The organism is Caulobacter sp. GW821-FHT09B11 (assembly GCF_059418205.1).
Window position 1 is genome coordinate 1 of the sequence record NZ_JBWKPK010000035.1, and the last position, 20,333, is coordinate 20,333.

Sequence of the window (20,333 nt, forward strand, 5' to 3'; positions counted from 1 at the left end):
GGAGCCGGCTGAGCGACCGGCGCGGTCGCGGCCGCGGGCGGCTGCTGCACCGGCCGCGCCTGCTGCGGAGCGGCCTGCAGCGCCCAGGCGGCGCCGACGGCGAACGGAACCGCGGCGACCAGGATCGCCGCGCCCTGCAGGCTGCGCCGCTTGAGGCTCATCTTATTCCGGCGACCAGGACTGGTAGTCGCTGGTGGCGACGGCGCGCTCGCCGCCACGGCCGATGGCGCCCTTCGGACGCCAGGCGTGGACGGTGCCGGTGAGATTCGGCAGGTGGTCCTTCTCCCAGGCGCGACGCGGCAGCGGGGCCTGCGTCGGCAGCTCGTCGAAGGTGTAGTGCAGCCAGCCGCTCCAGTCGGGCGGAACCTTGGAGGCCTCGGCGTAGCCGTTGTAGATCACCCAGCGACGCTTGCGCTCGTCGTAGCTGTCCTTGTTGTCGCGGGCTTCGAAGTAGCGGTTGCCGAACTCGTCCTGGCCAACAAACACGCCCCGACGGGAGATGTGGAAGCGCTGACCCAGGGTCGCTCCGTTCCACCACGTGAAGATCGCTTTCAGCACTGCGCGGCACCCAATCTGGCAAAGGCCTTCGCGACCGAAAAAGCGCGGCGCGAAGCGGGCGGACTATAGGTCGCCGCGCCCTCAGCGTCCAGCCGAGGCGATACGAAGCCGCACTTCAAGATGTTGTGGACAGCACTGTGCACAGCCCCAACATCTATTGATGGTTAGCGACCCACGGTTTAGGGTTGACACTATGACGAAGCACCCGCCGCGGAATCGGCCCATGCGCTTTGAACGACTTTTCACCGGCCGAGCGCCGGAAATAGACCTGCGCGAGATCGAGCGGCCCGACCGCTTTGTCGAAACCCTGGCCCCGCTGGGCTGGACCGACGCCCGCGTCGAGGCCTGGCTGGACTGGGCGCAGATCGCCGCGCCAGAGCAAGCCGGCTCAGAATCCGTCCTCGACGGCGCTCCGGAGCGCTACGCCGCGCGCCTGACGCAGGCGGGCCGCGCCGTCGGCCTCTTCGCCTCTGAAGACGACGCCCGGTCCTTCGCCGCCGACCTCGTCGACAGCATGCTCGCGGGCCTCGCCGCCCCGGCCGGTCCGGGCGCAGCCCTGCCCGCTCCGTTGCCCGTCGCCGCCATCGAATTCCGCGCAGCCGCCGCCGAACACATCGGCCAGGCCCGCGCCGGTCGCCTGGCGCTGGAAGCCGCCGCCCAGCTGGAAGCGGCCCTGACCGCCGTCTCCGACGCCGTCCTGCGCTGCGAGGGCGACGCCCGGGCCTGCTCCGATCCCGGCCGCAACGTCGCCCTGGCTCGCGCCGCCCAACGGGCCCGCGTTACCGGCGCCAGCGACGCCAGCATCGCCGACGCCATCGCCTCGGCGGGCGCCGCGACGTTCTCGACCCCGCAGCGCGAACACGTCCAGCCTGCGTCTCTGCTGGCCCTGGCCGATCCGGCCGACGTCGCCGCCGGCGACGAAGCCGCCGCCCTCGCCGCTCGCACCAGCTGGGAGACCGGGCGACTCGTCCTGGCCCTGTCGCCCGCCGACGCCGACCATCTGTCCGCCGGCCACGCCGCCCGTGCGGCCGTCAACGCCGCAGCCTTCCTCGGCGACAAGGGGTTCGACGTGGCCGGTTTCCGCCACGCCGTGCGCCTCTGGGCCATCGCCATGGAGCTGGAGCGTCCGACCGACGGCGCCGTGGCCTTGAGCCTCGCCGGGGTCGGCGACTGGCTGCTGGCCCAAGGCCTGTCGCCGGCCGCGCCCCCCGGTCGCGACGCCGCCGCGGCGCTGTGGGCCCTGGCCGCCGGCGAAGCCCTGACCGCCGCCGCCGAGGTCGCGGGCGCGCTCGGCCCCGCCGAGGCCTTCACGGCCGACCAGCAGCGCGTCACGGACGCCATCGCCGAACGCGCGGCGCTCGCCGCCAGGCTCGACACGCCGCTGGCGGTCCGAGCCGCGGCCGCCCTCGACCGCGCCCTGACCGCCGTGCGCGCCCATGGCCTGCGTGGCGCGGGCGTCGTCGCCGCCTTCGATGACGCCGAGACGGCCCTGCGCCTGGGCGCCCGCCCCGGCCTCGATACGGCCTGGAGCCTGATCCAGGCCGCCGAAACTCTCGACGGCGTCGCCGTGCGCCAGTTCTCCGGCGCGGCCCAATCGGCGCTGCGCGCCGTCGGCGCCGACCTCGACGCCGCGCGCCTGCACGCGCTTGGCGCTGGATCGCTGGAGGAGGCTCAAGGCCTCGACCATCGCGCCCTGGCCGCTGTCGGCTTCACGGGCCACGAGATCACGCTTGCCGAGAGCGTCCTGCGGTCCACCGGCGATCTGCGCGCGGCCTTCGCGCCGGCCGTGGTCGGCGCGGACTTCCTCAGCGACGTGCTGGGCGCGCCCGCCGAGGCGCTCGCGGATCCCGCCTTCGACACCCTGGCCTTCGCCGGCTTCGCGGCGGAGACGATCGCCGCCGCCCAGGCCCACGCGGTTGGAACCGGCCGCATTCACGACGCGACGGCCCTGGCGCCGGAAGCCCAGGCCCTGTTCCGCGCCTTCGAGGCGCCGGGTCAGGCCGACCGCATCACCTTCACCGCCGCCGTCGAAGCCTTCGCCTGCGCGCCGCGGCCGCTGGCCCTGGTCGCGCCGTTCGACGCCCGCCCGGCCGACCTGCTGCGGCTGCAGGCCTCGGCCGCCCGCGCCGGCGTTCGCGCCCTGAAGCTGTCGCGCGCCGCCGCTCCGACCGACTTCACGCTCGACCTGCCCGAAGCGCCTGCCGAGGCCCCGCGCGCCAGGCCGCCTGAGCCGGTGGTCACCGAGCGGGTTGTCGAGAAGGTGGTCGAGCGCCGGCGCGAGCGCCGCAAGCTGCCGGACCGCCGCAAGGGCTACATCCAGAAGGCGGCCGTCGGCGGCCACAAGGTCTACCTCCACACCGGCGAATACGAGGACGGCGAGGTCGGCGAGATCTTCATCGACATGCACAAGGAAGGCGCCGCCTTCCGTAGCCTGATGAACAACTTCGCCATCGCCGTGTCGCTGGGCCTGCAGCACGGCGTGCCGCTGGACGAGTTCGTCGACGCCTACGTCTTCACCAAGTTCGAACCGGCCGGGCCGGTGACGGGCAACGACTCGATCAAGTCGGCGACCTCGATCCTCGACTACATCTTCCGCGAACTCGGGGTCTCGTACCTGGGTCGCGACGATCTGGCCAACGGCGACCCGCAGGAGTTCAACGCCGACGGCCTGGGCCAGGGCAAGAACGCCGAGACCGAGGACGAGGCCGAAGAGCCCGCGCCGCTGCCGGCCTCGAAGTTCATCTCCAAGGGCTTCTCGCGCGGCGCGACGCCGGACAACCTGGTCTTCGCCGCCTTCGGCCGCCGCAAGGACGGCGAGGCCAAGGCCGCCGCGCCCGCCGACCAGGCCGACATCTGCCCCGCCTGCGGCGACGTCGCCCTGAGCCGCAAGGGCGGCCTCGTGGTCTGCGAAAGCTGCAACGGCCAGGCCGAACGGCCTTCGCCGCGCGGCTGAAGCTGAGTTTATGGCGCGAGGCTTGCTGCCATGACGGCAAGCCTCGTATGTGGCTCCCCTCATCGCCTAGGACGCGTGCCGAAATGAAACCGCTGGCCCTCCTCGCCGCCGCCGCGCTGTCGACCCTGGCCCTGGCCGGTCCCGCACTGGCGCAGAACGCCGGACAGATCGAGCGCGTGCGCCGCGGGGCCGACTGCCCCAAATGCAATCTCTTCCAGGCCGACCTTTCGGGCCTGACCCTGAAGGGCAAGAACTTGGCCGGGGCCCGCCTGCGCCAGGCCGACCTGTCGCTGGCGGTGATGGGCCGCACGCGGTTCACCGGCGGCGACCTGCGCGACGTCAACGCCTATGGCGGCGTGTTCGGCGGCGCCAGCTTCGCCCGCGCGAACCTGACCAACGCGACCTTCGTCGGCGCCTATCTGGAAGGAGCCAGCTTCGCGGGCGCCGACCTGTCGGGCGTCAATTTCTCGGGCGCCGAGCTCGACCGGGCCGCGGGCCTGACGCAGGCGCAGCTGAACCGCGCCTGCGGCGATCCCTCGACGACCCTGCCGCGCGGCCTGTCGATCCCGCGCTGCCGCTAGGCCTCAGCGCACCGGCAGCATCAGGTGCGCGTAGGGCGTATCCGGGAACATGACGTAGGGCTTGGACGTATCCGGGCGCGCGCCGCCGGGATAGCCGGCCAGCATGCCCGGCGCGCCGACGACCATGACGTGCGGCCCGGTCTTGACCCAGGGATCCCCGGCCATCGGCTTGGAGGCGTAGGGGTCGAGGTTGCTGGGGTCCGAGCCGCCCATCAGCATGTAGATGAAGCCCGGCTTGCCTTCCGGCGGCGGCTTGCGGCCGAACATGGCGCTCGCCCATTCCATGGCGTTGGCGTCGGCGCACATGGGATCGACGCCCGGCGTCGTCGGGATGTCGGGCATGCAGGTGTAGCCGTTGGTCCCGTCGCGCAGGTGACGCATCGAGCCGTCGGCGGCGAAGGTCATGATCGCCGCGTCCCTGGCGATGGCCGGCGGGGCGGCCGACATGGCGCTGGCGATGATCTTCTGGTCGGCGGCGGATGGCGGCGCGGCGTGGGCGACCGTCACGGTGGACAGGCAAATGAATAGCGCTAAAGCGGTCCTGAACATCGGGAACCCTCCCTGGGCGCACCCCCGACAGCGACACCATAGCACGAAAAAGCCCTCCGAGCCGAACGGCCGGAGGGCTTTGTCTTTCAGGCGCCTGCCCCGAGGTCTTTACACCTTGATGGGGGGAGCCGTGCGGATGTGCAGTTCCTTGAGCTGCTTGTCGAGCACGTTGGCCGGGGCGTTCATCAGGAGGTCCTGGCCCTGCTGGTTCAGCGGGAAGGCGATGACTTCGCGGATGGCGACCTGCTCGGCCAGCAGCATGACGATGCGGTCGATGCCGGGGGCCAAACCACCGTGCGGCGGGGCGCCGTATCGGAAGGCGTTCAGCATGCCGCCGAACTGCTCCTCGACCACTTCCGGACCATAGCCGGCCAGGTCGAAGGCCTTGAGCATGATCTCGGGCTTGTGGTTCCGGATAGCGCCCGAGCACAGCTCGTAGCCGTTGCAGACGATGTCGTACTGGTAGGCGCGGATGGTCAGGGGATCCTGGCCTTCCAGGGCTTCCAGGCCGCCCTGCGGCATCGAGAACGGGTTGTGCGAGAAGTCGACGCGCTTCTCGTCCTCGTTCCACTCGAACATCGGGAAGTCGACGATCCAGCAGAACTTGAACTGCTCTTCGGCGACCAGTTTCAGCTCCGTGCCGACGCGGGTGCGGGCGAGACCCGCGAACTTGGCGAACACGGCCGGATCGCCGGCCACGAAGAAGGCGGCGTCGCCTTGGCCAAGGCCCAGGCTTTCCATCAGGGCCTGGGTGGGTTCACCCAGGTTCTTGGCGATCGGGCCGCCCCACGCGCCCTGGTCTTCCGACCAGAACACGTAGCCGAGGCCCGGCTGGCCTTCGCCCTGGGCCCAGCTGTTCATGCGGTCGCAGAAGGCGCGGCTGCCGCCGGTCGGGGCCGGAATGGCCCAGATGGCGTTCTTGGCGTCGGCGCCGAGGATCTTGGCGAACAGGCCAAAGCCGCCGTCACGGAAGTGCTCGGAGACGTCGGCCATCTTGATCGGGTTGCGCAGGTCCGGCTTGTCGCTGCCGTACCAGGCCATCGACTGGGCGTAGGTCAGGCGCTCGAAGCCCTTGTGCTCGAGCGTCGCGCCGAAGTCGTTGTTGAAGGTGTGGGTCTCGCTGATCGGCGAGACCGGCTTGCCCGAACCGAACTCCTCGAAGATGCCGTGCATCACCGGCTCGATGGCCGCGAACACGTCTTCCTGCGTGACGAAGCTCATCTCGACGTCGAGCTGGTAGAACTCGAGCGAGCGGTCGGCGCGCAGGTCCTCATCGCGGAAGCACGGGGCGATCTGGAAGTAGCGGTCGAAACCCGAGACCATCAGCAGTTGCTTGAACTGCTGGGGCGCCTGCGGCAGCGCGTAGAACTTTTCGGGGTGCAGGCGCGAGGGCACCAGGAAGTCGCGTGCGCCTTCCGGCGACGACGCCGTCAGGATCGGCGTCTGGAACTCGTTGAAGCCCTGCGCGAACATGCGGTTGCGGATCGACTGGATCACGCGCGAGCGCAGCACGATGTTCTTGTGCAGGGTCTCGCGGCGCAGGTCGAGATAGCGGTGCTTGAGGCGGATCTCTTCCGGATAGTCCGGCTCGCCGAAGACCGGCAGCGGCAGCTCGTCGGCGGTCGACAGAACCTCGACGTCGGTGACGCGGATCTCGATCTCGCCGGTCGGCAGGTTGGGGTTCACGACGCTGGCGTCGCGGGCCACGACCTGGCCGTCGACGCGGATGACGCTCTCGGCGCGCAGGCGCTCGACGATGGCGAAGCCCGGGGTCTCGGGGTGCAGCACCAGCTGGGTCAGGCCGTAGTGGTCGCGCAGGTCGATGAAGACCAGGCCGCCGTGGTCGCGCTTGCGGTGGATCCAGCCCGACAGACGCACATCGGCGTTGGTGTCGCTGGCCCGAAGAGCGCCGCAGTTATGGGTGCGATAGGCGTGCATCGTGGTCATGAAAGGCTTTGAAACGCGTTGATTTGCAAGGCGCGGAAAGGCGCATGCGGGGGCGTTTATGTCAAGGATTCTGGCAATCTTGTTCCTTCTCCCCTTGCGGGAGAAGGTGGCCTGCGAAGCAGGTCGGATGAGGGGTTTCTCGGAAATCGGAGGCTCCGCCCGGCCTGACCGCTGCACGCGGTGTTGAGGTCTGAGAGACCCCTCACCCGACCCTGCTCCGCAGGGCCACCCTCTCCCGCAAGGGGAGAGGGCACGGCTTCTTGGCCTCCCGTGAAAACTCACGAAAGTCGGCAGGGAGGCGCGGAGCGGCCGGGCGGAGCCCGGGGACCGTGATGTGTTTTAGCGTTTCGGCTTCGTCAGACCGCTCCGCCGCATCATTTGTCTCGGAGGGGCCAGAGGCGCGGGTGCTGTTTCAACCCAAGGGCCAGCCTTTCCCCCGGACGGGCAGGACCAACAGCCCCGCGGTGATCCGGCGGCGGCCTCGGCTGATCCTGTTAGGCCGGTTTAGCGATCCCGGCCCTGTCGACCCGCAAGTCTCGTCACGGAACGGCTGGCGGCCCAATCACGCCTTCTGAGCGATCCTGCAAACCCGCCCTTCCCATGACGCTCCAAGCGGCCCCGCTCGATGCGATCCGCAGCCGCTAACTCGGGCCGGTACCAAGAGCCCTCCCCATGGCTGGGATGGCTTTGATTATGGGGGTGGTTTGAGTCCCCGGGGATCGATCGAGGTCGAGAAAGTTCAGGGCTTTGAGTTGGTTGGACTCTTTCTCGAGTTCGCCGTGCGAGCAGCGTGCGCGAACCCCGATCCTTCTCCCCTTGCGGGAGAAGGTGGCGGCCGAAGGCCGACGGATGAGGGATCTCTCAGATGGGAGACGCCCCGCCCGGCCTGACCGCTGCACGCGGCTTCGAGATTTGAGAGACCCCTCACCCGACCTCGCTCCGCGAGGCCACCCTCTCCCGCAAGGGGAGAGGGAAGACGGAAAAAGCCTGGGTCCCCGCTTTCGCGGGGATTTTACGGGAGGAGAGGCAGGCTCCCCTCTCGTAACTTCCCTCGCCCAACCCAACACCGCCTTCCTGGGCCTTGTGCCCAGGATCCATCTTTCAGCCGCTCAGACCTTGGCAGGACGGTAAAGGTCTGAGCGGTCGCCGGCATGGGCCCTCGCCACGAGGGCGAGGGAGGCGGAGTTTTGTTGCTGGTGGCGGGTTGGAGGGGGCATGGGCGGCCCGCGTCGCGGAAGCTGAAAACGCCCCCCCCTCCGGCCCTTCGGGCCGCCTCCCCCAGAGGGGGAGGATCTCGGACCCTCACCCCGTGACGAAGACCTTCTTCAGTTCGGTCTTCAGGATCTTGCCGTTGGCGTTGCGTGGCAGGGTCTCGGGCCAGAAGACCACCCGCACCGGCACCTTGAAGGCGGCCAGGCGGTCGGCGACGAAGGCGCGGAGTTCGTCTTCGGTGGCTTCGGCGCCGGGTTTCAGGGTGACGACGGCGGCGGGTTCCTCGCCGAGGGTCTTGTGGTCGACGCCGACCAGGGCCGCGTCCATCACCGCCGGGTGGTCGTAGAGGACGTTCTCGACCTCGATGCAGTAGATGTTCTCGCCGCCCCGGATCAGCATGTCCTTGGCGCGGTCGATGATGTAGCAGAAGCCCTCTTCGTCGAGGCGCGCCAGGTCGCCAGTGCGCACCCAGCCGTCCACGAAGGTCTGGGCGGTGGCCTCGGGCTTGTTCCAGTAGCCCTTCACCACCTGCGGCCCCTTGCACCACAGCTCGCCCACCGCACCGATCGGCAGCTCCTCGTAAGGCGCCTCCAGGGTCATGATCTTGAGGTCGGTGACCGGCACGGCCGGGCCGCAGCTTTCGGGACGGTTCTCGTAGTCTTCCGCCGAGTTGGAGGTGGCGGTGGCCGAGGTCTCGGTCATGCCCCAGCCGTTGCCGGGCGCGGACTTGGGCCAGATCTCCTTGATCTTGCGGACCAGTTCCGGGGCCGAGGGCGCGCCGCCATAGGCCACGGCCTCCAGCGACGACAGGTCGTAGTTCTCGCGGGACGGATGCTCGATGATCTGCCAGGCGATGGTCGGCACGCCGCCCATCTGGGTCAGCTTCTCGTCCTGGATCAGCTGCATGGCCTTTTCGGGATCCCACTTGCGGATCATGGCCAGCTTGGCGCCGCCGAACAGGCCCGGGTTCATCACCGCGAAGCAGCCGGTGGCGTGGAAGAACGGCACCGAGATCAGCGCGCCCTTCTGCGGCAGGCTGGGATCGGGCTGGGGCGGGGCCTCGCCGCGGCGCAGGAAGCTGCGCGCGGAAGCCGCGGCGGCGGCGAAGATGTTGCTGTTGACCGCCCGGTGGCTGGCCAGGGCCCCCTTGGGCTTACCCGTGGTGCCGGAGGTGTAGAAGATCGTCGCGTCGTCCTCGGGACCCAGCTCGACGGTCGAGAGCGGCTTTTCCTCCAGCTTGATCCAGTCGTTGGGGCAGCCGATCACGCTCTCCAGGCGCGTGACGTAGGGATGGGCGATCTCTTCCCTGGCGCGCGAGACGTAGACGCGCTGGAGGTCGGGGCAGTTGTCGAAATGCTCGGCCAGGCGCTCGAAGCGCTCGACGTCCATGACCGCGACCGAGGCGCCGGAATCGACGAGGCCGTATTCCAGCTCCGGCCCGGTCCACCAGGCGTTCAGCGGGGTGAGGATCGCGCCGATCGACAGGCCCGCATAGAAGGCCACCGGCCATTCGGGCAGGTTGCGCATGACCAGGGCCACCCGGTCGCCCTTCTTGACGCCCTTGGCCGCCAGCTCGGCGGCGAAGACGGTGACGGCGCGGTAGAAAGCCTCGAAGCTGACCCGCTCGTCCTCATGGACGAGATAGATCTTGTCGCCGTGCGAGCGGCCGACCTGGAGCGTGTGGCGCAGGGTCGGCGGGCAGTTCTTCCAGGTCCGCGTCGGCACGCCGCGGATCACCACCTCCTCCATCTCGCCGGGCGATCCCGGGGCGGTGATCAGGGCGTAGGCCTGTTTCACCGACATGGCGGGCCAAGGGGGCAAGGCGTGAGCGGCCTGGGTCATTCGTTACTCTCCCGGTGTAGCTCGCGCTCGTTGGAAGCGGCGCGTTTCCGTCGAGTAAGCACGGCGGGACGACCGATGTAAACGGTCGTTTGGACGATAGGGGAACAATGTTTAGTTGGGGCGAGCGTCAGATCTGAGCCCAACCAAAGCCCGCCTCCCTCGCCCCTGTGGCGAGGGCCCATGCCAGCCACCGCTCAGACCTCGGCCTTGCCGGCCAGGTCTGAGCGGCTGAACGATGGATCCTGGGCACAAGGCCCAGGAAGGCGGGGGAAATTGGGAGAGGCCGAAGCCTCACCCCATCGCCGCCAGACGCCCCAAAGCCGCTTCCAGCTTGGCTTTCGCCGCTTCGGCCTCGGCGAGGCGTTCGCGGTTTTCGTCGACGACCTCGGGCTTGGCGCGGGCCAGGAAGTCGGGGTTGCCGAGCTTCTTGCCAGTCTTCTCGATCTCCGAGACGTGGCCGGCGATCTCCTTGGTCAGGCGGGCCTTCTCGGCGGCGACGTCGATGAATTCGGCGACGCCGAGCGCGCCCGTCGCTTCACCCATCACCACCGGCGCGGTGCCGGCGGGCGCGGCGTCGGCCAGGGAGATCTCGCCCAGGCGGGCCAGGCTGAGCAGCAGGTCGCGGTGACGCGACAGGCGGCCTTGCGTGCCCTCACCCGCTCCGACCACGGCCAGGGCCGGCTTGGCCGACGGCGGCACGTTCATCTCGGCGCGCAGAGAGCGGATTTCGCCCACGGTGTCGACCAGCCAGCCGATCTCGGCGGCCGCGTCGGCGTCGATCCAGCTTTCCGGCAGCTCGGGCCACGAGGTGGAGATCAGCATGGCCTGGCGGGCCGGACCGCCCTCCTCCGCCGTCTTGTCCCACAGCTCCTCGGTGATGAACGGCATCACCGGGTGCAGCAGGATCAGGATCTGGTCGAGCACCCAGGCCGTGGTGGCGCGGGTCTCGGCCTTGGCGGCCTCGTCCTCCCCGTTGAGGATCGGCTTGGCCAGCTCCAGGTACCAGTCGCAGAAGACGTTCCAGATGAAGCGGTAGAGGCTGCCGGCGGCTTCGTCGAAGGCCGGGGCTTCCAGGGCCCTGGTGACCTCGCCGAGGGTCTTGACGACCTCGCCGCGGATCCACTTGTTGATCGGCTGGGACACCGTCGCGGGGTCGAAGCCCTCGACGCGGACGCAGCCGTTCATCTGGGCGAAGCGCGTGGCGTTCCACAGCTTGGTGCCGAAGTTGCGGTAGCCCTCGATGCGCTGCTTGGACAGCTTGATGTCGCGCGCCTGGCCCGACATCGCCGTCAGGGTGAAGCGCACGGCGTCGCAGCCCAGCTCGTCGATCAGGGCGAGGGGGTCGATGACGTTGCCCTTGGACTTGCTCATCTTGGCGCCCTTCTCGTCACGGACGAGGGCGTTGATGAACACCTGCTTGAACGGGGCTTCACCCATGAAGTGAATGCCCATCATCATCATCCGGGCGACCCAGAAGAAGATGATGTCGAAGCCGGTGACCAGGGTGCTGGTCGGGTAGAAGCGGGCGACGTCCGGGGTCTTTTCCGGCCAGCCGAGGGTCGAGAACGGCCACAGGGCCGAGCTGAACCAGGTGTCGAGGACGTCTTCGTCGCGATACAGGTGGATCGTGCCCGGCTCAGCCTCGTAGGCAGCCGTGAGGTCGGCAACCGACACGATCTTGATCGGCCTGTCGCCATAGAAGGCCTTCGCCTCAGCGATGATCTCTTCTTCCGTTTCGGCGACGAACGGCCGCTCAGCCGAGACAACAGGATTGCCGAGCTCATCAATCTCCGGACCGAACCATGCCGGAATGCGATGGCCCCACCAGAGCTGGCGCGAGACGCACCAGGGCTCGATGTTGCGCAGCCACTCGAAGTAGGTCTTCTCCCAGTGCCTGGGCTCGAAGACCGTCTCGCCGGTCTCGACGGCCTTCAGGGCCGGCTGGGCCAGGGTATAGGCGTCGACGTACCACTGGTCGGTCAGGTAGGGCTCGATGACCACGCCAGACCGGTCGCCGTGCGGGACCATGTGCCTGGTCTTCTCGATCTCCTTCAGCCAGCCCTCTTCCTCGGCGCGAGCGACGATGGCCTTGCGCGCGGCGAAGCGGTCCATGCCCTGATACTCGGCGGGAACCGCGTCGTTGAGCTTGGCTTCGGGGGTGAGAATATTGATGGCCGGCAGGCCGGCGCGCTTGCCGACGCCGAAGTCGTTGAAGTCGTGCGCCGGGGTGATCTTCACCGCGCCCGAGCCCTTGGTCGGGTCGGCGTAGTCGTCGGCGACGATCGGGATGCGGCGGCCGACGATCGGCAGGACGACGTCCTTGCCGACCAGGGCCTTGTAGCGCTCGTCCGACGGATGGACGGCGACGCCGGTGTCGCCCAGCATCGTTTCGGGACGGGTGGTGGCCACGACGATGTAGTCGCGTGTCTCAAATTGGGTCGGCTTGCCCTCGTCGTCGAAGGCGACCGGGTGCTCGTAGGTCACGCCGTCGGCCAGCGGATAGGCGAAGTGCCAGTAGGCGCCGTCGACCTCCTTCTGCTCGACCTCGAGGTCGGAGATGGCGGTCTGGAACTGCGGATCCCAGTTGACGAGGCGCTTGTCGCGATAGAGCAGGCCCTGCTTGTAGAGCTGGACGAAGACCTTGCGGACGGCGGACGACAGGCCCTCGTCGAGGGTGAAGCGCTCGCGCGACCAGTCGCAGCTGGCGCCCAGGCGGCGCAGCTGGTTGGTGATCGCCCCGCCGCTTTCGGCCTTCCATTCCCAGACGCGCTCGACGAAGGCGTCGCGGCCCATGTCGCGGCGGCCGATGTTGCCGGCGGCGGCCAGCTGGCGCTCGACCACCATCTGGGTGGCGATGCCCGCGTGGTCGGTGCCCGGCAGCCACAGGGCGGCCTTGCCGCGCATGCGGTGGAAGCGGGTCAGCACGTCCTGCAGCGTGTTGTTTAGCGCGTGGCCGATGTGCAGGGAGCCCGTCACGTTCGGCGGCGGGATCACGATGACGAACGGCTCGGCGTTCGGATCCTCGCTCGGCTTGAAGGCCCCGGAGGCCTCCCAGGCGGCGTACAGGCGGGGTTCGACGGACTTGGGATCGAAGGTCTTTTCAAGCATGGCGGAGGGGATATGCCACTTAGCGCCGCCCCGCGAAACCGGGCGGCGGGATTATCGGGGATTTTGAACGGGAAAAGGCGGCCGCTTGAGCGACCGCCTTCTCAATTTCCATGCGTCGGCAGCCGTCCTAGGGACGGCGCGACGCGAGCATCATACGCCGCGGCCGCGGGAGATCCGGTGGACCTCTTCCTCGACCTTGTTCTCGACGATGCGCGGCAGGTTGGTGTCCAGCCACTCCTTGAGCAGCGGGCGCAGCAGCTCGCGGACGACGTCTTCCAGCGTGCGGCCGTTGGCCGGCATCAGCAGGGCCGAGCTCAGGCTGCCGAAGGCGCTGGCGGCGAGGCCGGCGGCGTGGTCGCCGACCAGGGTCTCGGCCACTTCGTCGCGATTGAAGGCCGGCGGCGGGCTGTAGGCCGGTTCCGGCGGCGGGGGCGGCGGCTCATAGGCCGGCTCCGGCTCGGGTTCCGGGGTGTAGACGTCGAGGTCGCCGAGCGTCTCGACCGGAGCCGGCGGCTCGATCGGATCGGTCAGGTCGAGGACGTCGTCCTCGATCAGCGGCTCGGGCTCGGGAACCGGCTCGGGCGCGGGCGGCGGCGCTTCGGCCGCCGGAGCGTCGTCTTCGGAGATGATCCGCCGGATCGAGGCGAGGATCTCCTCCATCGTCGGTTCTTGAGAGCTCTGGTCGGACATGATGGGCTGGGCCGTATTAAAGGGCTACGAATCCTTGGCGTCCTGCAAGACGCGCACCACCGATGGTGCAGACTTGCACGGCTTAAGCAAGGCCAAGGATTGGCGAGGCGATGATTCGTCCAGGATTGGACGGACTTACTTACCCGCAGCGGGCACGGCGACGGCCGGCGAGGCCACCTTGTCGAGCGTCTGCACCACCGGCTCCCACGGCACCCACCCGAAGGCGTGGTTGACCTTGTCGTACGAGGTCTTGGGATCGTAGCGCTGCACGTCCGGAGCCAGCTTGGCGATGTCGAGCGCGCCCATGGCCTGCAGCACGGCGGTGCTGGCGACGTATTCGTCGCGACGGGCGGTGACGAGGGCCAGCTCGGCGGCGCGCAGCTCCTGCTGGGCGTTGAGCACGTCGAGCGTGGTGCGCAGGCCGACCTGCTGCTCCTGGCGGACGCCCTCGAAGGCGATCTTGGTCGCCCTCACCTGCTCTTCGTTGGAGACCAGGTTGGCGCGGGCGGCCAGCAGGGTGCTCCAGGCCGACGAGACCTGCTGCACGACGGTGCGCTTGGCGCCCTCGACGGCGATGCGGGCGGCGTTCTCGCGTTCGCGGGCGGCGCGGACGGCCGAGGCGTTGAGGCCGCCGGTGAAGATCGGCACGCGGGCGGTGATCGAGCCGGCGACGGCGCGGTCGTAGTCGCCGAACTGCTTGCCGGCCCCGTTCACCTCGCTGGCGTCGTAGCCGAGGCTGGCGCCGGCCGAGACGGTGGGCAGGTAGGCGGCGCGGGCCGCGGCGACGTCGGCCGTGGCGGCCTGCTCGGCGTAGCGTGCGGCCACGACGGTCGGATTGTCGGTTTCGGCCGCGTCGAAGGCCTGCTCGACGCTGGCCGGCAGCAGGGCCGCCAGAGACGGCTCGGGCGCCAGGTCGGTCGGGTTCTGGCCGACGATCTGGGCGTAGCTGGCGCGGGCGACGGCCAGGTTGGCCTGGGCCGAGGACAGGCTGGCCTTGGCGGCGGCCAGGCGCGCCTGCGACTGGGCGACGTCGGTGCGGGTGATCTCGCCGACCTCGAAGCGGGCGTTCGACTCGTCGAGCTGACGGGTCAGGACGTTGACGTTCTCCTGGGCGATCCGGAGGCTTTCCTCGGTGCGGCGGACGTCGACATAGGCGGCGATGACATTGGCCAGCACCGACTGCTCGACGCTGCGCAGGTCCTCGCGGCCGGCCAGCACGGTCGCCTGGGCGGCCGTCAGGTTGGCGCTGGCCTTGCCGCCCGTATAGAGCGGCTGCGACAGCGACACGGTGGCGCCGCTGCCGCTGGACTTGAGGCGGTCCAGACCGTTGGTGCGCTCGGCGTAGTCGGTGCGCGAGGCCGAGATGTCGGCCGAGGCGCTGACGGTGGGACGGAAGCCGGTCTTGGCCTGGACGACGGTCTCGTCGGTGGCCCGCTGCACCGCCCGCTGCCGCTGCAGGGTCGGATTGGTCTGGTACGCCAGGGAGACGGCGTCGGTCAGCGTCTCGGCGTTCGCCGCCGACGCCATGAAACCCATGCAGCAGACGGCGGCCAGCAATCCAGCCCGACGGCTCTTCGACATCCCGTTATTCCCCAACACACCCGAAGCTCTCGCTTCACTACCAGCGCTGTAAGGCCGACCGTCAACCGTCGCTAGTTAAGCTTTTTTCACGCAGGCGTTGTGCGCCTGCGTGAAAAAGGCCCGGATCAGAACGCGAAGCCGGCTTCGACCGGGAAACCGGCCAGCAGCGACGGCGTCGAATCGAACACCGCGCGACCGGCCACGCCGTCCTCGGCGCGGACATAGAGCGTGGCGCGGCCGACCGGACCCTGGCGCTCGACGACGCCCAGGCGGCCGTGCAGGGCCAGGGCCCCGGTCCACGAGGCCGGAGCCTTCGGCACGGCGCCTTCGGTGACGATGACATCGTATTCGCCGGCCGGAACGGCGGTCAGGTCGTCGCCGTCGAGACGGGTGACGGCCAGACCCATGGTCTCCAGCACCACGGCGGCGTAGGGCGCGGCGATGACCAGAGCCTTCTCGCCGGCGCGCGGCTTGATGATCTGCAGCAGCTTGCCGATGTCGCGCGGACGCATCAGCGTGCGGCCCGGCGCGTATTCGACTTCGGCGTCGGCGTAGGCCAAGTAGGCCTTGCCGGCGGGCACGAGGTTTTCGCGCGGAACCACACGCAGGGCGTCCTGCAGCGGCAGGTCGGTCACGTCGGCGGTGCGGATCTGGCTTTCCACCATGTTCAGGCGGGCGGCCGCGAAATCGGAGCTCATGGACTTCCTCGGAAAGCGGTTCGACAGGCTTATAGGTCCGCGTCTCGTCGGAAGGCAATCAGCCGCTTGCATTACGCATGCAAGGCGTTCGGCGTCGCCTCAGACCCCTTCGCCGAGCAGGCGGCGCAGCTGGTTGACGGCCGGACGCATCAGCGGACAGACCGTGGCGGCCGTGGCCAGGGGCGGCCCCAGCACGGCCGCGCGGGCGGCGTCGTTCTCGCAGAGCTGCACGGCGATGCGGGCGATCAGCGCCAGATCCGGCTCCAGCAAGGCGGTGCGCTGGTCGATCAGGCGCGTCAGGTAACGCGGGTCGGCGTCGTCGGGATAGCTCTCGATGGCTTCCTCGACGCTCTTGAGCAGCACCGCGATGCGGCTTTCCACGCCCACGGCGGTGGCGGCCTGGCGCAATCTGGCTTCGATCTCACTCATGCCCAAACGCGCCCCCGCGTACGCTTTCCCCTGAATTCGGCGGCCCGTATGGCGCAAAATCGTCGTTAACGCCTCCCCCAAAAGCATACTGTCCCCAAAATGGGGACATGGTGAGTTTTGCTGGCGCGGCGACTCAGCCTCACGGTTAATCGACCCAGGGGCTTCAGGGGACGGTATGAGCACGGATGTTCGGCGCGCGGTTGTCCGCCTCTCGGCGGGTTATTTCCTGCGCTCGCTGGACGTCGCCAAGGGCCTGCACGGCAACGACCCGGTCCGGGCCATCGTCTTCACCACCATCTGGGTGGCCAACACCGCCCACATCCGCCCCAACATGGGCTTCGACGCCAAGGAAAAGGTGGTCCAGGACGCCCTGCGCCGGCCCGTGACGGTGGTGCAGATCGCCGATTCCCTGGTCATGCCGGCCGAGACGGTGCGCCGCCACGTCAGCGGCCTGATCGCCGACGGCCTGTGCGTGCGCCACGGCCGCAAGGGCGTGACCATTCCGGCCGAGGTGTTCGCCCGCCCCGAGATGCTGTCCAGCCTGGACCAGCAGCACCAGTACACCGAGACCTATTATCGCGAGCTGCAGAAGTTGGTTGAGGCCTAGGTCGACGCCCCGCGGCGCCCGCTAGCGACGCACCGACCGGAGGATGCGGCCGAGCTCGCCGATCGAATAGGGCTTCTGCAGGACCGGGAAGCCGTGGTGCATGTCGCCGGCCAGCACCTGGCTGTACCCGCTGGTCAGCACGATCGGCAGGCTCGGCCAGCGGCTACGGATGCGGCGGCCCAGTTCGAGGCCGCTGATGCCCGGCATCACCACGTCGGTGAAGACGTAGTCGAAGGCGTCGGCCCGCTCTTCGAGAATGGCGATGGCGCGCTGCCCGTCGACCGCCAGGCAGGTCTTGAAGCCCAGATCCTCCAGCAGCTGCCGCGCGAACTCGCCGACCTCGGCGTTGTCTTCCACGATCAGGATGGCGCCGTGCTCGTCGCTGCTCGGCTCCCTGGCCTCCAGAGCATCGGCGGCGGCCGGCGCATCGACGCGCGGCAGATAGAGGGTGAAGGTCGAGCCCTCCCCTTCGCGGCTCACGACATCGACGTCGCCGCCGGACTGCTTGGCGAAGCCGAAGACCTGCGAAAGGCCCAGCCCCGTGCCCTTGCCGACGTCCTTGGTGGTGAAGAACGGCTCGAAGATCTGTTCGAGGACGCCGGCCGACATGCCCGTACCGGTATCGGTGATGGAGACGGCGACGAAAGCCCCATCATGGCCGCCATGACCGCGCAAGGCCGGCAGAGACGAGACTTCAAAGGTGCGGATGACCAGGTCGCCTTCTCCGTCCATCGCGTCGCGGGCGTTCACCGCCATGTTGACGAGCGCCGTCTCGAACTGGCTGGCGTCGGCTTCCACGAAGCACGGAAGCGGACCGCTCTCGACGGCCAGGCGGATGCGCCCGCCCACGACGGAGCCCAGCATGTCGGCGACGCTGGCGATCCGGTCGCCGACGTTGAAGGTGGTCGGCTTGAGCGTCTGGCGGCGGGCGAAGGCCAGCAGTTGGGCGGTCAGCTTGGCGGCGCGGTCGGCCGTGTCGGCGATGGCGTCCAGGTAGCGCTCGCGCTTGGCCTCGTCGAGCGAGGGTCGGCGCAGCAGCTCGGCCGACGATCGGATGACGGTCAGCAGGTTGTTGAAGTCGTGGGCCACGCCGCCCGTCAGCTGCCCGATCGCCTCCAGCTTCTGCATCTGGCGCACCTGGCTCTCGGCGGCCAGCAGCGCGTTGGTCCGCTCCTGGACGTGGGTCTCCAGCGCCTCGTTGAGCGCCCGGAGCTGGTCTTCGGCCTGGCGCTGCTGCTCTTCGACCTCGCGCAGGGTCGTGACCGTGCGGCTGAGTTCCTGTTCGCGCTCGCGGAGCGCCTCTTCGCCGATCGTGCGCTCCAGGAGATCGGCCGCCTGCCGCGCCAGGATGTCGAGCAGGCGCAGATCCCTGTCGGAGGGCTGGTGAACCTTGTTCCAATGGGTCGAGATCATGCCCAGCAGGCTGCCGTCGCGCGACCGCAGCGGCGTCGTCTGGGCGGCGCGGATGCCGGTGCGGCGGAACGCCAGCAGGTCTTCGGTGCCGGCGATCTCGTCCCATTGCTCATAGTCGGGAATGACTGCGCGCTCGCCCGATTTGAGCGCCTTGGTGCAGCTGCTGTACGCTGCGGGGCTCACCCATCGCCAGAACGCGACGGCATCGGGCGGAAGCCCGCGAAAGCTCAGAAGCTGCAACTCGCCGCCGTGGCCCGACGGATCGCCTTGCGGACACAGGAGCTGCATCGTTCCGAACTGCGAGCGCGTGATCGCCACGGCCGCATCGACAATCTTGCCGTACAGCTCCACCCGATCCTGCTCGCCGATCAGCTCGATGCTGATGGCGTGCAGAAGCTCGATGTCGGCGAGATCGCCTTCGGACCTGGCCGGACGTTCGCGAGGGATGTCCAGCGGATCGGCGTAGAGAGGATCGCGCATGATCGCTCCTGTGTGCGCGCAGACATGAAGCACAGCTTGACGGTCCCGACTGTGCGCTAGGCGACATTGCCATAGGCGGTGGCCGCGCATCGCCATGAAGCTTGAGCACGAGCCACGGCCTAGCAACGCGCGAAGCGCCAAGAAGTGTCATCGATGGTCAAGTTTTCGCTCAGGCGGCCTCGCCGGGGTCAGCCGCCCAGCGATTCCTCGAAGCGCATCGCGTCGGCGATCATCGTTTCCAGCGACCGCGTCGGCCGCCAGCCGAGGTCGGCGGCGATGCGGGAGATGTCGGCGACCAGGGCCGGCGGATCGCCTTCGCGGCGGGGACCGAAGCCGTAGGGGGCGGGCCGGCCGGCCACGGCCTCGGCGGCCCTGATCAGCTGCAGCACCGAAGCCCCCTGCCCAGCTCCGACATTGTAGGTGTCGCCGCGGCCGCCCTCGATCAGGCGGCGCAGGGCCAGGACGTGGGCGTCGGCCAAGTCGGTGACGTGGACGTAGTCGCGGACCGCCGTGCCGTCGGGCGTGGGGTAGTCGTCGCCGAACACGGTGAGCGGCCCCGCGCGGCCAAGCATGGCGCGGCACAGCAGCGGGACCAGATGGGTCTCCGGCTCGTGGCGCTCGCCGATCTCGCCGTCGGGGTCGGCCCCGGCGGCGTTGAAATAGCGCAGTACGGTGACGTTGAGGCCGTAGGCCGGCTCCATCCACCGCAGGGCGTCTTCCAGGGCGAGCTTGGTCGAGCCGTAGGGATTGATCGGCCGGGTCGGGTGGCTCTCGGGGATAGGCGAGACCTCGGGCGCGCCGTAGACCGAGGCCGTCGAGGAGACGACCAGGGGCGCGACGCCGGCGTCGGCCAGGGCCTTGGCGAAGATCACGCCGGCGGTGAGGTTGTTGTCGTAGTACTTGGCCGGATCGCGGTTGCTCTCGCCGATCAGGCTGTGGGCGGCGAAATGGATCGCGCCCTTGATGTCGTAGCGGGCGACCAGTTCGGTCACCAGGGCCTCGTCGCGGATGTCGCCCTCGTGCAGCGGACCCCACTTCACCGCGTCGGCGTGGCCCATGACCAGGTTGTCGAGCGTGACGGGGCTATAGCCGGCGGCCGCCAGGGCCTTGCAGGCGTGAGACCCGATATAGCCGGCGCCGCCGGCCACGAGAATCGACCCGGACATCGATTGGGACATCGATTGGGACATCGACTGGGAACTGGACACCGGGCCTCTTTCGCCGCCCGCGATCCTGGCGCGCGAGCGTCACTGCATGTCGCCGAACCTTGCGCCGGCCGCAACCCCAAAGCCTTGGCCATGGAGCCCGCGGACGCGCCGCGTCCGGACGATCAGGCAAGGACAGAAGGGGAAATCTTCCTGACGGCGAACCCTTCGAACGATCGAAGGGAGAGTGGCTCCGCGGGTAGGATTCGAACCTACGACCAGCCGGTTAACAGCCGGCTGCTCTACCACTGAGCTACCGCGGAACAGGTCGCTCTCAAGAGAGGGCGGTTGATAGCCGCCCCGGTGACTCGGCGCAAGCCGCACAATCGCCCTGCGGCGAGATGAACCGGTAAAGCTTGTGGAGGAATTTCCTGGGCGACGAGGTCTTCGAACGATCGAAGAAAGAGTGGCTCCGCGGGTAGGATTCGAACCTACGACCAGCCGGTTAACAGCCGGCTGCTCTACCACTGAGCTACCGCG

At 69.0% G+C, this 20,333-nt stretch carries 14 protein-coding genes and 2 tRNA genes; 3 read left to right on the top strand and 13 right to left on the bottom strand.

The window, feature by feature from the left end; genetic code table 11:
* Positions 1 to 162 precede the first annotated feature (162 nt).
* Positions 163 to 558: an NADH:ubiquinone oxidoreductase subunit NDUFA12 gene (locus AC07N1_RS21455; protein ID WP_492855459.1), complete on the bottom strand. Its 396-nt coding sequence runs from the start codon at positions 556 to 558 to the stop codon at positions 163 to 165.
* 223 nt (positions 559 to 781) lie between these two features.
* On the opposite strand from AC07N1_RS21455, the gene AC07N1_RS21460 reads away from it, so the two are divergent.
* Complete coding sequence (locus tag AC07N1_RS21460; RefSeq protein ID WP_494673636.1) at positions 782 to 3,511, top strand: TSCPD domain-containing protein; 2,730 nt, start codon at positions 782 to 784, stop codon at positions 3,509 to 3,511.
* A gap of 83 nt (positions 3,512 to 3,594) precedes the next feature.
* Complete coding sequence (locus AC07N1_RS21465) at positions 3,595 to 4,092, top strand: pentapeptide repeat-containing protein (RefSeq protein ID WP_494673637.1); 498 nt, start codon at positions 3,595 to 3,597, stop codon at positions 4,090 to 4,092.
* 3 nt (positions 4,093 to 4,095) lie between these two features.
* On the opposite strand, the gene AC07N1_RS21470 is transcribed toward AC07N1_RS21465, so the two are convergent.
* From AC07N1_RS21470 to AC07N1_RS21505, 8 genes are all read right to left on the bottom strand, one after another.
* Entirely contained in the window at positions 4,096 to 4,641 is a 546-nt protein-coding gene (locus tag AC07N1_RS21470) for a hypothetical protein (protein WP_494673638.1), read from the bottom strand.
* A gap of 108 nt (positions 4,642 to 4,749) precedes the next feature.
* Entirely contained in the window at positions 4,750 to 6,588 is a 1,839-nt protein-coding gene (aspS, locus tag AC07N1_RS21475; RefSeq protein WP_494673639.1) for an aspartate--tRNA ligase, read from the bottom strand.
* A gap of 1,302 nt (positions 6,589 to 7,890) precedes the next feature.
* Positions 7,891 to 9,642 carry a class I adenylate-forming enzyme family protein gene (locus AC07N1_RS21480; RefSeq protein ID WP_494673640.1) on the bottom strand — a complete coding sequence of 584 codons (1,752 nt, stop codon included), beginning with the start codon at positions 9,640 to 9,642 and terminating at the stop codon, positions 7,891 to 7,893.
* 291 nt (positions 9,643 to 9,933) lie between these two features.
* The gene (locus AC07N1_RS21485; protein WP_494673641.1) at positions 9,934 to 12,750 is read right to left on the bottom strand and encodes a valine--tRNA ligase; all 2,817 of its coding nucleotides are present in this window, start codon (positions 12,748 to 12,750) and stop codon (positions 9,934 to 9,936) included.
* A gap of 150 nt (positions 12,751 to 12,900) precedes the next feature.
* On the bottom strand, positions 12,901 to 13,440 hold the full coding sequence (popZ, locus tag AC07N1_RS21490) for a pole-organizing protein PopZ (RefSeq protein WP_494673642.1): 540 nt from the start codon (positions 13,438 to 13,440) through the stop codon (positions 12,901 to 12,903).
* Positions 13,441 to 13,575: 135 nt separating this feature from the next.
* Positions 13,576 to 15,021 carry a TolC family outer membrane protein gene (locus AC07N1_RS21495; RefSeq protein ID WP_494673643.1) on the bottom strand — a complete coding sequence of 482 codons (1,446 nt, stop codon included), beginning with the start codon at positions 15,019 to 15,021 and terminating at the stop codon, positions 13,576 to 13,578.
* Positions 15,022 to 15,146: 125 nt separating this feature from the next.
* A complete protein-coding gene (locus tag AC07N1_RS21500) occupies positions 15,147 to 15,719 on the bottom strand; it encodes a protein-L-isoaspartate O-methyltransferase family protein (RefSeq protein ID WP_494673644.1) in 573 nt (190 codons plus the stop codon).
* Positions 15,720 to 15,818: 99 nt separating this feature from the next.
* Entirely contained in the window at positions 15,819 to 16,148 is a 330-nt protein-coding gene (locus tag AC07N1_RS21505) for a hypothetical protein (RefSeq protein WP_494673645.1), read from the bottom strand.
* Positions 16,149 to 16,323: 175 nt separating this feature from the next.
* Here AC07N1_RS21505 and AC07N1_RS21510 point away from each other — a divergent pair, with 175 nt between their 5' ends.
* A complete protein-coding gene (locus tag AC07N1_RS21510; RefSeq protein WP_494673646.1) occupies positions 16,324 to 16,755 on the top strand; it encodes a hypothetical protein in 432 nt (143 codons plus the stop codon).
* 21 nt (positions 16,756 to 16,776) lie between these two features.
* On the opposite strand, the gene AC07N1_RS21515 is transcribed toward AC07N1_RS21510, so the two are convergent.
* The 4 genes from AC07N1_RS21515 to AC07N1_RS21530 form a co-directional block, all read right to left on the bottom strand.
* Positions 16,777 to 18,648, bottom strand: a complete 1,872-nt coding sequence (locus tag AC07N1_RS21515; protein ID WP_494673647.1) for an ATP-binding protein — start codon at positions 18,646 to 18,648, stop codon at positions 16,777 to 16,779.
* Between the two features lie 188 nt (positions 18,649 to 18,836).
* The gene (gene galE, locus AC07N1_RS21520) at positions 18,837 to 19,814 is read right to left on the bottom strand and encodes a UDP-glucose 4-epimerase GalE (protein WP_494673648.1); all 978 of its coding nucleotides are present in this window, start codon (positions 19,812 to 19,814) and stop codon (positions 18,837 to 18,839) included.
* A 227-nt stretch (positions 19,815 to 20,041) separates the two neighbouring features.
* Positions 20,042 to 20,116 (bottom strand) — tRNA-Asn (locus tag AC07N1_RS21525).
* A gap of 144 nt (positions 20,117 to 20,260) precedes the next feature.
* A tRNA-Asn gene (locus tag AC07N1_RS21530) sits at positions 20,261 to 20,333 on the bottom strand.

Coding starts and splice junctions, on each gene's coding strand:
- AC07N1_RS21460 (WP_494673636.1), top strand. CDS start 782: ATGCGCTTTGAACGACTTTTCACCGGCCGAGCGCCGGAAATAGACCTG.
- AC07N1_RS21465 (WP_494673637.1), top strand. CDS start 3,595: ATGAAACCGCTGGCCCTCCTCGCCGCCGCCGCGCTGTCGACCCTGGCC.
- AC07N1_RS21470 (WP_494673638.1), bottom strand. CDS start 4,641: ATGTTCAGGACCGCTTTAGCGCTATTCATTTGCCTGTCCACCGTGACG.
- aspS (WP_494673639.1), bottom strand. CDS start 6,588: ATGACCACGATGCACGCCTATCGCACCCATAACTGCGGCGCTCTTCGG.
- AC07N1_RS21480 (WP_494673640.1), bottom strand. CDS start 9,642: ATGACCCAGGCCGCTCACGCCTTGCCCCCTTGGCCCGCCATGTCGGTG.
- AC07N1_RS21485 (WP_494673641.1), bottom strand. CDS start 12,750: ATGCTTGAAAAGACCTTCGATCCCAAGTCCGTCGAACCCCGCCTGTAC.
- popZ (WP_494673642.1), bottom strand. CDS start 13,440: ATGTCCGACCAGAGCTCTCAAGAACCGACGATGGAGGAGATCCTCGCC.
- AC07N1_RS21495 (WP_494673643.1), bottom strand. CDS start 15,021: ATGTCGAAGAGCCGTCGGGCTGGATTGCTGGCCGCCGTCTGCTGCATG.
- AC07N1_RS21500 (WP_494673644.1), bottom strand. CDS start 15,719: ATGAGCTCCGATTTCGCGGCCGCCCGCCTGAACATGGTGGAAAGCCAG.
- AC07N1_RS21505 (WP_494673645.1), bottom strand. CDS start 16,148: ATGAGTGAGATCGAAGCCAGATTGCGCCAGGCCGCCACCGCCGTGGGC.
- AC07N1_RS21510 (WP_494673646.1), top strand. CDS start 16,324: ATGAGCACGGATGTTCGGCGCGCGGTTGTCCGCCTCTCGGCGGGTTAT.
- AC07N1_RS21515 (WP_494673647.1), bottom strand. CDS start 18,648: ATGCGCGATCCTCTCTACGCCGATCCGCTGGACATCCCTCGCGAACGT.
- galE (WP_494673648.1), bottom strand. CDS start 19,814: ATGTCCGGGTCGATTCTCGTGGCCGGCGGCGCCGGCTATATCGGGTCT.